Origin of the sequence: Vibrio sp. TRT 21S02 (assembly GCF_050113675.1) — a bacterium.
Classification (GTDB): Bacteria; Pseudomonadota; Gammaproteobacteria; order Enterobacterales; family Vibrionaceae; genus Vibrio.
The window spans coordinates 1-13,261 of the sequence record NZ_JBNJOI010000033.1; the positions used below are offsets into that span (position 1 = coordinate 1).

The 13,261-nt window shown below is 39.8% G+C and carries 14 protein-coding genes; 13 read left to right on the forward strand and 1 reads right to left on the reverse strand.

Translation table 11 applies throughout. The features are described 5' to 3' along the window. Positions 1–696: 696 nt before the first annotated feature. Positions 697–1,197 (reverse strand): outer membrane beta-barrel protein, encoded by a 501-nt coding sequence (locus ACQEXU_RS21130; RefSeq protein ID WP_427012202.1) that lies wholly within the window; start codon positions 1,195–1,197, stop codon positions 697–699. Between the two features lie 266 nt (positions 1,198–1,463). Here ACQEXU_RS21130 and ACQEXU_RS21135 point away from each other — a divergent pair, with 266 nt between their 5' ends. The 13 genes from ACQEXU_RS21135 (at position 1,464) to ACQEXU_RS21195 (ending at position 13,023) form a co-directional block, all read left to right on the forward strand. Continuing rightward, positions 1,464–2,273, forward strand: coding sequence for a hypothetical protein (locus ACQEXU_RS21135; RefSeq protein ID WP_427012203.1), 810 nt, complete (start codon positions 1,464–1,466; stop codon positions 2,271–2,273). Between the two features lie 213 nt (positions 2,274–2,486). Further along, positions 2,487–3,110, forward strand: coding sequence for a DUF6058 family natural product biosynthesis protein (locus tag ACQEXU_RS21140; protein ID WP_427012204.1), 624 nt, complete (start codon positions 2,487–2,489; stop codon positions 3,108–3,110). Positions 3,111–3,776: 666 nt separating this feature from the next. Beyond that, positions 3,777–4,781 (forward strand): DUF4917 family protein, encoded by a 1,005-nt coding sequence (locus tag ACQEXU_RS21145; RefSeq protein WP_258500420.1) that lies wholly within the window; start codon positions 3,777–3,779, stop codon positions 4,779–4,781. Between the two features lie 120 nt (positions 4,782–4,901). Further along, positions 4,902–5,189 (forward strand): hypothetical protein, encoded by a 288-nt coding sequence (locus ACQEXU_RS21150; RefSeq protein WP_427012205.1) that lies wholly within the window; start codon positions 4,902–4,904, stop codon positions 5,187–5,189. A 1,300-nt stretch (positions 5,190–6,489) separates the two neighbouring features. Further along, positions 6,490–6,837, forward strand: a complete 348-nt coding sequence (locus tag ACQEXU_RS21155) for an SH3 domain-containing protein (RefSeq protein ID WP_427012206.1) — start codon at positions 6,490–6,492, stop codon at positions 6,835–6,837. A gap of 700 nt (positions 6,838–7,537) precedes the next feature. Further along, a complete protein-coding gene (locus tag ACQEXU_RS21160) occupies positions 7,538–7,816 on the forward strand; it encodes a hypothetical protein (protein WP_427012207.1) in 279 nt (92 codons plus the stop codon). A gap of 147 nt (positions 7,817–7,963) precedes the next feature. Further along, the gene (locus ACQEXU_RS21165) at positions 7,964–8,650 is read left to right on the forward strand and encodes a DUF4336 domain-containing protein (protein ID WP_273994135.1); all 687 of its coding nucleotides are present in this window, start codon (positions 7,964–7,966) and stop codon (positions 8,648–8,650) included. Positions 8,651–8,798: 148 nt separating this feature from the next. Further along, a complete protein-coding gene (locus ACQEXU_RS21170; RefSeq protein ID WP_427012208.1) occupies positions 8,799–9,833 on the forward strand; it encodes a hypothetical protein in 1,035 nt (344 codons plus the stop codon). A 154-nt stretch (positions 9,834–9,987) separates the two neighbouring features. Beyond that, positions 9,988–10,611: a hypothetical protein gene (locus tag ACQEXU_RS21175; protein ID WP_427012209.1), complete on the forward strand. Its 624-nt coding sequence runs from the start codon at positions 9,988–9,990 to the stop codon at positions 10,609–10,611. Positions 10,612–10,826: 215 nt separating this feature from the next. After that, positions 10,827–11,267, forward strand: coding sequence for a hypothetical protein (locus ACQEXU_RS21180; protein WP_427012210.1), 441 nt, complete (start codon positions 10,827–10,829; stop codon positions 11,265–11,267). Between the two features lie 133 nt (positions 11,268–11,400). Then, positions 11,401–11,877, forward strand: coding sequence for a GNAT family N-acetyltransferase (locus ACQEXU_RS21185; protein ID WP_427012211.1), 477 nt, complete (start codon positions 11,401–11,403; stop codon positions 11,875–11,877). Between the two features lie 139 nt (positions 11,878–12,016). Then, positions 12,017–12,511, forward strand: a complete 495-nt coding sequence (locus tag ACQEXU_RS21190; RefSeq protein WP_050903659.1) for a DUF695 domain-containing protein — start codon at positions 12,017–12,019, stop codon at positions 12,509–12,511. Positions 12,512–12,645: 134 nt separating this feature from the next. Continuing rightward, the gene (locus ACQEXU_RS21195; protein WP_206536164.1) at positions 12,646–13,023 is read left to right on the forward strand and encodes a hypothetical protein; all 378 of its coding nucleotides are present in this window, start codon (positions 12,646–12,648) and stop codon (positions 13,021–13,023) included. Positions 13,024–13,261: the final 238 nt, after the last annotated feature.

Here is a 13,261-nt window from a genome sequence, read left to right on the forward strand (position 1 = left end):
TAAACTTGGCTTTAGTGTTTAAGGTGCAGTGGTTTAGGTCGGGTGTTTAGCGTTGTTCGCACCTTAATGCGGCGTTATGTTTAATTTAAATTCAAAGGCTTAAAGTTCTTAGGCTCTAGTTCTTTGTCCCTCTGGCAGTTCGTCCCTAGTAGACTCAGCAAATCCGCATTGTCGGTCTAAGTTCTTGAATCTCTCAGCCCGTAAAACATGCCAATGTTCGTGGGTTGCTTCATTGTCAGGTTGTGGCGGTTGGCTTCTTGTCTAACGGGCTTAAAGTCGCTTCTAGGTTCTGAGCCAATCAGCATTTCAGTTTGGCAGTTGCCTCGGCAATTCAGCATTGTCTTGCGCTTTGGTTGGAAAGATAGGGCGCTAGTTGTTTCTTGGTCGGGTTGCCTCATTGGGCAGGGAAGTGGAATTACTTGTTTCTAGTTGGTCGCATTTGGCGGCCAAGTTGGTTCTTACATTGTGGTTTAGTTCAGAAAACTAGTTAGAAACAGCAGTTCTTTCTCAAGTAAATCATGTGTTTATGGTAAAACATAACAAACAATTCAACAGTGATTCGCAACGCTTAGCGCTCTCACTTCGGGTTGAGTTAAGTGTTTACGGCGCAGTTTTTGGGTTCAGTGCTTGCGCTGCTCACACGTTAATTGGGCGTTATGCGAGTTGAACCCACCATCAATAGGTGGGTTTTACATTTTAGTTAAAGCGGTATTTAACTCCCAAGCTAACGCTATCTTCCTCTACGTTAACTTCGCCAGATTTCATCCCAAACAAGTGGTTGTAGTTACTCTGAACTTGAAGCTTTTCATTTACGTTGTATCCAATAGACATGCCTACCTCGGGACCGAAATCTGATTTGTGGTATGAGTTATCAGAGTAATCCGCATATGTAATTCCGGCTTCAGGTGAAATGTAGAAATTAGAAGATTGGAGCGGTATTGGCTTTTCTATAGCTAGGGTGTAATAACTGTAGTCGATCGAGTCATCTGACAGCGTTGCTGCAGCACCTTTGATGTTTCCCCAAGGTAATTCAGAGGACGCTTGAAATCTTGGGCCATTTACGTGAGCGGTAGTGTTACCAACCTTAATGTTACTGAACTCGTAACTTAGCCCAGCAGTACTTGATACTGGTTGAGCATAGGATAGTGTTGGTAATAGGCAGGTGATAGCAAGTGAAAGTAGAGTTATTTTTTTCATATTTGGGGCTCCTTTACAATGGATTTACCCTATAAAAAAACACTGTTCATATGAAGCTGTATTTTTACAACTTTAGTTGTCAGAATTGTCTGATAGTTTTTGGGAGGCACTCGCATAACAATAAATTTAAGCAGATTCGCAACGCTTGGCACTTTCGGTTTGAATCGGCTTTAGTGTTTACGGCACAATGGTTTAGGTTAGGTGGTAGCGTTGCTCACTACTTAATTTGGCGTTATATTTTTTGTTTTATTGGAGTGGATAATTACATGGCAGAACCAATGGTCACGGTTGGAATCGGAGCAATTGCGGCTTATATCGGCAAAGATGGGATCCAGAAAATATTAGGTCCTACTGCTGACTATTTAGGCAATGGCTTAAGAGATTTTACGCAGAAGCGGGTTGAAAATGTCGGGCGTATTTTTCAAAAGGCCGAAAGTAAACTTGGTAACAAGGAAAATGCCGAGGGAAGTGTGCCTCCAAAAGTGTTAAAGGCAATCGTAAATGACGGTTCATACAATGACGACGAAGTTGCACTCGAATATCTTGGCGGCGTGCTTGCTTCTTCAAAAACTGAGTTTGGTCGTGATGATCGCGGTGCCAGAATGGCACGCATTGTGGACGATATGTCAACTTATCAACTTCGAACTCATTACTTGATCTATTCATCTATCAAACACCTTTTTAAAGGGCAGGGGTATGAGTTCAATATGGACGATAGACCTAAAATGGAAATCTATGTCGAGTACCCTTTTTTCGCTCAGGCTATGGAGTTCACCCCTGATGAAAGGCGAAAAGCCAGCACTTTGTTACGTCATATTCTGTTTGGTTTAGAGAATGATGGTTTGATCGGTCCTGACTTCCAGTATGGTCCAAAAGAACATATGGTTAAGCGCGCTTCAGGTGCACAATATGATGGTTTTGTATGTCAGCCATCAGCTCTAGGAGCAGAGCTATTCTTATGGGCATTTGGAGAAGGCGATAAAGACCTAGGGTACATATTTGACGATGAATTCTCGCCACAAGTTGAGGGATTACCATTATTGGTACCTCAAACACTGACCGTGAAACAAATATAACAAACTGTTCAAGAGTGATTCGCAACGCGTGGCATTTTTTCTATGCGTTGGTTTTAGTGTTTAAGGTGGTGTGCGGCGGCTTTTATATTGCGTTGCTCACACCTTAACAGGGCGTTAGCTTTTTAGTAGCAAACTATCAGAATTTACGATTTTAATTCCAGTGTATGATACTGTGATGTCTGTATTTTGGCTGCGTATAATGGAATTATTCTTATGATGCTTGTTAACTATTTGAATGAAAACTTCATTACTTTGGAAGAACTGGCGAGCGTAACGAAAATCGACCAACAAGAGATTAGAGCTTATCAAACAGAGAAGCTGATGCCACTGGCATCATACAAGTTAGATGTTGCACTCAACTGTAGTTCATTTACTGGTGCTCACAGTGAGAATTATCTCATGGAGTACTATGCAAAAGGCTATATTTCTTGGTTAAGTACAGCTCACACATTAAAAAGTGAAGAGCGCGTATTCGAGGAGTTCTCTAATCGTTATAGCAGGGCACTTGCTGTTTTAAAAGGTTCAAAATGTGAGGTTGCTACCCCAGGGTTGAACGAAATAATCATGGAAGACTGGGAGCATTTTCTACAAGGCACTTATGGGCTTTGCACTCAAACGGGGCTTCCGGAAGATATAGCAGCGAAAGGATTCGCGGTTGAACAAATCAAAGCCCTGTTAGAACGTGATGTACTTGATAGTAACGAAATAAAGCGCCTCGAGTACTTTGTTAACCTATTGGATAACGCTAGTTCACCTTTTGCCCCACATGAAAGGCTAAATAGTTCAAGGCATCGTTTAGTTAATGAAGTTCGACGAAAATATAAGCTTCAAAGCTAACAAAGCATTTAAGAGTGATTCCCAACGCTTGGCATTTTCAGTTCAAGGTTGGGTTTCGTGTCTATGGCGCAATGGTTTAGGTTTGGTGGCTGCGTTGCTCACACCTTAATGCGGCGTTAGTTGCATTGAAAATCACAATGGTTAGTTTCAATCTTTAGAGTGTATAAATGAGTAATCGAGCATACTTAATTTTTTGCATCGTAGTAATTGGGTTATTTACGGCTGTGAGTGTATTAAAAAAAGTCAGGGACTGTGCACTCCGTTGAATGTGTAGAAACAGGGAAATCAGAAATATCTGTTGCGCTTACGGTATCTAATGGTGATAGACAAGGCACATTTCATTTCGGTTTGAAAGACTATTTGTGTCGTGACTCGCTCTCTTTTTTTCAACCTGGAAGCAATGTGAATATTAAGTTCAAATCACTAAATGGTTGGTTTCACAATGTTGAAAAAATTAGTTTAGATGGTAAAGATATGCGTTTGCGTGGTAGCTAGCTGTCAACTTACCTTGTGTGTGATATGCAACTAACAAGGCATTTAAGAGTGACTCACAACGCTTGGCGATCTCAGTTTAAATTTGGTTTTAGTGTTTAAGGTGCAGTGGTTTAGGTTGGGAGTTTAGCGTTGCTCGCACCTTAATGCGGCGTTAAGCATCAGGAGGTAATATTGAGTTACGAGATAAATAATTGGTCGGATCTTGAAGGGCGCTATAATCATTCAATATTGTTAGGCAATGGTGCTTCAATTAGCATCAATAGATCATTTTCCTACGCTTCTTTAAAAGAACATGCGATTGAGCATGGGTTACTTTCTGAGGAAGTCGAAAAACTCTTTGAGCATTTCGAAACCGACGATTTTGAACTGATATTACGGTTGGTTTGGCAAGCCAATAAAGTTAATGCGGCGCTCAGTATAAAAGATAAAGCAACAAAAAAAGCGTATGAGCATGTAAGGCAGTGTCTGATCGAAGCTGTTCGAAGCATACACCCTGAATACAGTGAAGTTGAAGATGATTTAGATGCAATAGGTTCTTTCCTTAGTCGCTTTAAAACGGTCTTATCTCTTAATTACGACCTAACACTTTACTGGGTAATTATGAAATCTAATCGTGCTGACGATGGACACCGATTTAAAGACTGCTTTATAAGCGGTGAGTTTGACGAGGATTGGTCAAGGTTTAGAGAGTCTCTGAATCGAAGAGATAGGCGTACCACACTTGTATTTTATCCTCATGGAAATTTGGCACTTGCCCGCAATGTTGTGGAGGAGGAAGTTAAATTAGATAGTCGTTCTAGTATCGATCTTCTCAGAAGCATTCTTAGTAAGTGGGAAACTGGTAACTATATACCTCTATTTGTAAGTGAAGGGGTAACTACTCAAAAAGTTAGAGCGATACAAAATAGTCATTATCTATACACTACATACAGAGAAGTATTGCCAGATCTCGGAAAAAGTTTGGTGATATATGGGTGGGGCTTAGGTGAGCATGATGTGCATATCATCGAGAGAATTAAAGTTTCAAAAGTTAAGCGAATTGCAGTGTCCGTTTATGGCAATGATCAAGCATATTGCCGTAGAGTTTCGGAAATAATACTCGATACATTTGGTAGAGATTTTGAAATAGACTTCTTTGATAGCCAAAGTTCGGGGTGTTGGAATAATGATGCTTAACAAAGCATTTAAGAGTGATTCGCAACGCTTGGCAGTTTCGCTTCGCTCAAGTATAGCCAAGCGTCGCTCACACCTTAATGCGGCGTTATGTGCTCAGCAAAATATCTCAGGGAGGAGATAATGAAGAGTCTAGACAAAGAATTTTCCAAATGGGAGTTAGAGCGGGAAAAAGGATATATAAGGTTTATTATCCGTATCTCACTTCCTGCGATAATTGGTGTGATGGTAGGTCGGTGTATTGCGCTTATATTTCTTTTTGAAACTGTTTGGGGTTGGGACAAAGTTAACGAAATCTTGATTAGCGGTTTTTGGGCAGGTGTTGGGGCTGTTCCGTTGAGCTTCATAATTTGGAGGTCACGTGAGAAAAAGTATCATGCTCATATAGCTAGCTTGAAAAGTAATAAATAACAAAAGCTTAGTGTTTGATTTTGTTTTGAACAGTTAGATAGTGCTGAGAATGTTAGAGTCTGGTTATCGGAAAGAGAATAGTCAACAATGCACATAACAAAGCATTCAAGCAGATTCACAACGCTCGGCATTTTTGGTTTGGTTGAGCTTTGGTGATTACGGTGGCAAAGTTAAGTTTCGTGGTGGTGCGTTGTTCACTACTTAATGCGGCGTTAGTTGCCAATGAAGGAAAAAGTAACTAAATCAGCAAGTTTAGGGCTAATTTCAGTGTTTTTGGGCTATGTTTTCGTGTTTCACCTTCTAGCTTCTCGAATCGGTGATAGTGTTGTTTTGGTTGGTGTTTCGCTGGATTTTCTGTTTCAGAAACTAATTTGCTCGTTGAAATTCTGCTCTGTTACTTAGTCTTTCCAAAGGTGTTCTTTGGGGTTCAAAGTCCGTTTTCGGGGGGCGTTGTAAATTCCAAGTGGTTTCAGTGACAGTCGCTTTGAAACTGCGCCTGATTTGAGCTTATCAAGTCAGGAAAGGGGAGTGTTGGCAAAGTGTCAATGAGCTTCAAACCCAAGGCCTAAGGCAGGCAACTAACAAACAATTTAAGCAGATTCGCAACGCTCTGCATTTTAGGTTTGAATCAGCATCAGTGTTTACGGCACAATGGTTTGGTTGGGTGGTAGCGTTGCTCACTACTTAATTGGGCGTTATGTTTACTTGAAATTCAAAGGCTTAACGGTCTTAGGCTCTAGTTCTTTGTCCCTTAAGCAATTCGACCCTAGTAGACTCAGCAAATCCGCATTGTCGGCCTAAGTTCTTGAATCACTCCGCCCGTAAAACATGCCAATGTTCGCGGGTTGCTTCATTGTCAGGTCGTGGCGGTCAGCTTTTCATTTTACTGGCTCAAAGTCGCTTTTAGGTTCTAAGCCAATTAGCATTTTGGCTTGGCAGTTGCCTCGGCAATTCAGCATTGTTTTGCGCTTTGGTTGGAAAGATAGGGTGCTTGTTGTTTCTTGGTCGGGTTGCCTCATTGGGTAGGGAAGTGGAATTACTGGTTTTAGGTTAATCGCCTTTGGTGGCCAATTTGGTTCTAGCCTTGTGGTTTAGCTCAGAAAACCAGTGAGAAATGGCAGTTCTTTCTCAAGTAAATCATGTATTTGTGGTAAAACATAACAAACAGTTCAAGCAGATTCGTAACGCTCGGCGAATTTACTATGCGACGTGTTTGGTGTTTTAGGCGGTTTGCAGAGGCTTGGTCAGTGCGTTACTCACTACTTAACTGGGCGTTATGTGAATGGAGTCAATATAACAAATGGAATACCAAGTCGTTAAAGAATATCAAGATGCACCAGACTCACCTATTCATGTAGTAAAAGGTGAAAAATTGCAGTTTGTGGAAGAATCAAATCCGGAAGGTGATTGGCCTAATTGGGTCTTTTGTCGCGGAACAAGTAAAGAAGGTTGGGTTCCAAAGCAAATTCTAGCTATCGATAGTGAACAAGTAACAGTTCTTAAAGACTATATTGCTAAAGAGCATACGCTTACAGTTGGTGAAACCTTATTTAAGGAATATGAGCTCAATGGTTGGATCTGGTGCTCAAAGTTAGGGGAAGGAAGCGAGTTGGCATGGGCTCCTTTAAATCATTTGTGCGCTGTGTAAATTCACATAACAAGGCGTTTAAGGCGGATTCACAACGCTTGGCGGTTTTGGTTTAAGTCAGCTTAAGTGTTTAAGGTACAATGGTTTAGGTTTGGTGGTTGGCGTTGTTCACCACTTAACGCGGCGTTAGGCGCAGTAAGAAGTTTCTTGGTTCAAATCTCTAATTTTTCTTTGGTCATTTGTCTTAGTTTATCGGCAATTTAGCTTTATCTTCCCAAGTTCTTGAATCACTTAACCCGTAAAATATGTCAAAGTTTGTGAGTTGCCTCATTCGGTTGTCTAGTCGGCTTTCTGTTAGTTTCTTGGGCTCAAATCGCTTCAATTTTACCTGTCTTCGAAATGCGTTTATTGGCTGAAATTTCGCTCTGAAAGTTAGCCTTTTCAAATTCCATTTTTATGCGCTGATTTGCCAATTTCTTTGGTTTTTTGGTTGCAGTGGGTTTCAGAAACTTAGCCGCTTTAGCATTTGGGTTTTAATCAAATTCAGTGGCTTACGTGCGTTTTGCTTTTCCAAAAGGTGCTTTCTAAAATCAATTTTAACTATTTGCGTGAAGCGCCTAACAAAGCATTTAAGAGTGACTCACAACGCTTGGTGATTTCAGTTTAAACTTGGCTTTAGTGTTTAAGGTGTAATGGTTTAGGCTAGGTGCTTTAGCGTCGTTCGCACCTTAATGCGGCGTTATAAAACAAGGGGGTTCACATGACTAAAAAGACGGTTGAAGTTGTTACCACAAATGGTGAAGTAGTGTACGCAGGCGGAGAGCCGGTAACTGTCACTATTGATGACGCAATTGATGCAGTTGAAAAAGTCGAAGAGATTCCATCTGAAGCTAAAGATGCCATCAAAGACTTTGTAACTGAGAACTGGGATAGGTTGGTAGAGTCGTACTTAGATATTGAAATACCGACGGATTTACTAGAGCGTTTTTCAGATTTTGCCCACTATATTGAAGTGTTGTTTAAGTTCTTGGGGCTGTAGAAAAAGTTTTATAACAAGCAATTTAAGAGGGATTCACAACGCTCGGCACTTCCACTTCAAGCAAGTTTAGTGTTTATGGCACAATGCGTTAGGTAAGGTGGTAGCGTTGTTCACCCCTTAATTGGGCGTTATGTGATTGGGGAAAACATGGAAAAATTAGCGCACGATATCTGGATATTCAACGGTAACCCGGTGCAGTTTCTAGGGTTACCTTTTTCTACTCGAATGACGGTTGTTCGGTTATCTAATGGTGAACTTTGGGTTCACAGCCCGATTGAATTATCAGAAGCGATTATTGATCAAATTAGTAGTCTAGGTAATGTGAGATATTTGATAGCGCCTAATCACTTACACCATCTATTCCTGCCTGAGTGGTTGGCTGTTTATCCCAATGCGAAAGTCTATGGCACGAATGAAGTTATAAAAAAGCGCAATGATTTATCTTTTAATGGTTCTTTGAACCATCAACAAAGTTGGGCTTGGGGATCAGATATCGATCAAGAATTATTTTCAGGTTCACCATTGATGGAAGAATGCGTGTTTTTCCATAAAGCTTCTAATGTACTTATAGTAACAGACTTAGTTGAAAACTTTTCTGGTAGTGATTTCAATTATTGGCAAAGAGCAGTTGCGAAAGGTGTTGGGATTCTCGCTCCCAACGGGAAAATGCCTTTAGATTGGCGCCTAAGTTTTATGTTCGGTAAATCGGATGCTCGTAAACACCTTGATCGTCTACTGGCATGGAAACCTCAAATTTTAGTCATGTCTCATGGCGAAATTGTCAAAGAAAATACAGACAAGTTCTTAGAACGTGCATTCAAATGGTTAATATGAGCAGTGGTGAAAAATCACATAACAAAGCATTTAAGAGTGACTCACAACGCTTAGCGATCTCAGTTTAAACTTGGTTTTAGTGTTTAGCGTTGTTCGCACCTTAATGCGGCGTTAGGCGAATAACGAGTATGGAGTTTATAAATCATTTATGGAAAACATTGAAAATACGTTAATCACTTTGCGTGAGTTCGTATCTGAAATAGAGGGAAATGATTTCTTAAGAAATCATGATGAGCGATTCGGTGGACTAAGGAAACAAGTTGAAAAAAAATCAATGAAACTAAAACCACCGTTGAATGTGGTATCAAAAAGATTGTATTACATTGCAGATAATACTTTTTATTGTATAGAGCTATTTAACTATAAGTTCAGTCTCTTAGCCCAAGGGATTATACATGCGATAGAAACAGAAAATCCGTTGTCTCTTGCTAACAATACACGCTCACTATTAGAGCAACTCGCGGTCTTTATCTATCTTGTTAACCACGTCTCAACGATGTTGGAGGATTTGAAAGATCAGGGCAGTATCGAAAAAATTGACAAGATAATATCTAAGTCAGAAAAAGTTATAAATCGGGTATATTCTGGAGAGGGCAAAAATAAAGCGAAGTCCAAAGATGATGAGGCCATACATGTTAACGATGCTATCAAAGAATTAAGTAAAGAGGTTCTCGATGTAAGTGAGACATACGATTACCTATGTGAATTTGTACATCCTAACTATGGAAGTAATGTTTTAGTTTCTTCAGGGGAATTAGGAAAAGGTCAAATTGAGAAAAAAGGGCTTAATTCAAGAAATATTCAGAGTATTATTATGTGTAGTTCCTCTATATTTGAGTTCCTTAGTACAAGAAAGATCTTTCATCCAGTTATTACATGGAATGTAAACCACTTAGTTGAGCTATGTTTTCAAAAAGGAGCAAAGATAACAAATGTGTTTTCTGAAAAAAAACCTGTAGCTAGTGGTGACGGAAAAACAAAGGAAACAGCGCTTCACTTTAAAAAGGCAAGAACAAGTCAAGAAGCAATGAAGCTACAATATAAATATTTAGAAGAAATTGGCTTTTCAATAAACCCATCAAAGAGACAAAATGGTGGGATAAAAGATGGTTATGTATTTGATTTGTGGAGTACACACCTTGGTGAAATTTGGTTTAAGACTCCCATTTATCAAGGGTTATAGCAAAATTCGCCTAACAATCTGTTTAAGAGTGATTCGCAACGCTTGGCACTTTTGGTTCGAATCAACTTTAGTGTTTACGGCACAATGGTTTAGGCTAGGTGGTAGCGTTGCTCACTACTTAATTTGGCGTTATAAGCACAGGTCAGGAGACTATATGGTACATATGTGCGCAAAATTAGCGCGTTTAGAACCCGGTGTAATTGATGAACCTTTGGGTGTTGATGATCTAATTTTGCATTCAGTTCATCAACGAGCTTATGTTGAATCTATCAACTCTATTCTTGATGAAAAAATTAAGAGTTCATATCTTGTCCAAAGCATCATTGTAGGCTCAACATACTCAATAATAATGAGCATTATGAAAGCATATGACCGACAAACGAGAAAAGAAGAAATAAATACACTTCGTAACTTATTGACCTCAATTGAAAAAAATGAAATGTCGACAAGGTTTTTGTCTGAGTTCGATACCGAAAATACTAATAGTGTTTTTGAACCACTAAAGGCGTATCGCGATAAATCTCTTGCTCATAATGAGAAATTGGTTCCCATAAAATGGTCACAAGTAGATAGTGCGCTCGTAATGTTGGTAACAGTTTGGTCATATGTGGAGCGTTATTCTGACTCTCGCATAATGTTTCCATTCTATGATTTTGAAACGGTTTCTACAGGCTTAGATCGGCTATTATCGTCCAATGATTTTATAGCTGCTAAGCAAGGTTGGGATTCCTATATGTCTGAAATTAAATCGGCTTATGAAAATGGAAAGTGCTTATAACAAGCAATTTAAGAGGGATTCACAACGCTTGGCATTTTTGCTTCTACTTCAAATTAAGTGTTTATGGCACAATGCTTTAGGTGTGGCTGGAGGCGTTGTTCACCCCTTAATTGGGCGTTATGTATTTTCGAGCATTATCACGCACTTGTGTATTTTCTACCTCCTTATGCATTTAATTGAGTTACTATGATTCCGTATGTATAAGGAGTATGAATATGAATAAATTACTTTTGTTGCCTAGTCTGCTGATTAGCTTTGGTATGCAGGCAGCAAGCTTAGATAGTCTCAAGAGTGTACCAGCTAGCCAATATGACTTAGGTAAATTGCAGCTAGAGCTGTCGGCATATTTGTTTACCGATAAACTTAAAGATGAGCGAATTGACGGAACAAGTTTCAAAGTTGAAAGGTTTGAAGTCGAAGAGTCTGATAACAAGCTCCTTCTAGTCAGTAACTTGGTAGGTAAAGCGAAAGACATTAGTGATTCTCAGTGCAATACCCTTCTTGGAGGGTTAACCAAGAGTATCTATTTCTCAAACCTTCCTAAGCAAATTTGGCCGGGCCTACCTGAAAAAGAGTATGTGGAGTTATCTGAAGAGGTTAAATTATCTATTAAGCTTATTTCAAAAGAAAACTCTAACTTCACTGTTCAGTGTTAGTACATACATAACAATAAATTTAAGAGTGATTCACAACGCTTGGCGCCCTCACTTCAAGCCAGTTTAGTGTTTATGGCACAATGTGTCAGCGTTGTTCACACCTTAATTTGGCGTTATAACCTAAGAGGGAAAAATGGAACTTAGAGCTTTTGAAAAGGAAGACTATGACTTGCTTATTGGTTGGATTGATTCAGATGAATTAAATTATCAATGGGGTGGTCCGAACTTCGAGTTTCCATTGACTTCAGTTCAAATTAGTAAGCATTGTTCTCAACCAGAAGTTTTTCCTTTTGTCTTTGTTGTTTCAGGTCAGAATGCTGGTTATGTTGAACTCTTCAAGGTATCTGAATCACACTTCAGAATTTGTCGTGTATTTGTCTCAGGTAGCTATAGAGGGCAAGGAGTCTCCAAGTTGATGCTTGGCCAGTTAATCGCCCTAGCGAAAGAAGAGTTCAAGGCTAATTTGTTGTCTCTGGCGGTATTTGAACGAAATGTGGTAGCTAAAAATTGCTATGAATCGTTGGGTTTTTCAGTGACATCAATTGAAAATGATACTAGGTCTTTTGACGGTGAGGTTTGGGGTCTTATACGTATGGAAAGGCGGTTATAACAAGGCATTTAAGAGTGACTCGCAACGCTTGGCGATTTCAGTTTAAATTTAGCTTTAGTGTTTAAGGTGGAGTGGTTTGGGTTTGGAGATTTAGCGTTGTTCGCACCTTAATGCGGCGTTATGTTCTAGGAGGAGTTTCATGTTCGGGAAAATATTTGGCAGTAATAAAGATAAAGCACCGAAAGAAAACGAAGTCCGGATAGTTCTTCCTGAAGAATCTTATACTTTACTTGAGTGGAAAAAAGATGATTTACCATGCGTTGGCATGTTGAACTCTGGACTCATTGGTTTTGAGCATCGCGAAATTTTTGGCTGGCATCTTTCTGTAATAATTGATTTTGATGACTTAGCCGAGCATGGAATGCCTTCGGAAGATGAGCAAGCTATCGTTGACCCATTTTGTGATCAATTGGACGAAGAGATTAAAGCGGGTGGTAACGCGCTCTTTCTTGTGAGAGAAACATGGAATAACACTCGTCGCGTAGTATGGCGAGTATATGACCCTGAAGTTGCGCATCAACATCTTCAGTACATAGTTGACCATTATCGTTATCCGCGACAATTTGATTGGCACATGGAACAAGATCTAGAGTGGGAGCAAGCTGATTGGTACTTCAAGCAGTTACGAACATAACAAACTGTTTAAGAGTGATTCGCAACGCGTGGCATTTTTGCTATGCGTTGCGTCTAGTGATTAAGATGGCATGCGGGAGCATCGGTATTGCGTTGCTCACACCTTAACAGGGCGTTAGCTGGATGGTTATAACTATGAAAAATTATTTCAGTATTTTAGTTCTTTTGGTTGCAGTAGAAGCGTATGGAGGAAACATTACAATGTGGCCAGACTTAACTTCGATAAAGTATGTGTCTGATAGGGTCGCGAACGAGAAAGATGTTGGTGATGGATCTGCGGTGTTTTTACTTCAATCAGAAGGGAAAAGTATAGGGAGCCCTATACCTATTGAAATTCCCCAGTATGCTTTCCACACTAACTTAGAAACAGGTGAAAAGAGAAGTGTTGTAGTTATACAAGCGGAAGAAGCGAATGGCCAAAAAGTTGTGGGCGCAATAGATATTCAGTCTAATGGTTTTATGGTTGGTTTATTGTTTGAGTTTGATTTGCTAGGTACAAAACCACCTCGATAGCAATCAGCAGCTAACAAGCAATTCAAGCTGATTCGCAACGCTCGGCACTTTCGGTTTCAACTGGTTTGGTGATTACGGTGAAGTGTTTGGGTGTGGTGGTAGCGTTGCTCACAACTTAATTGGGCGTTATAATTTTTAATTAGGAAACACACTTTGAAACGTTCTATTTTGTCCATATTTGGAATCCTGTTAATTACTGGTTGCTCAAGTGCGCCAGTTTCTAAAGATATACCTCAAT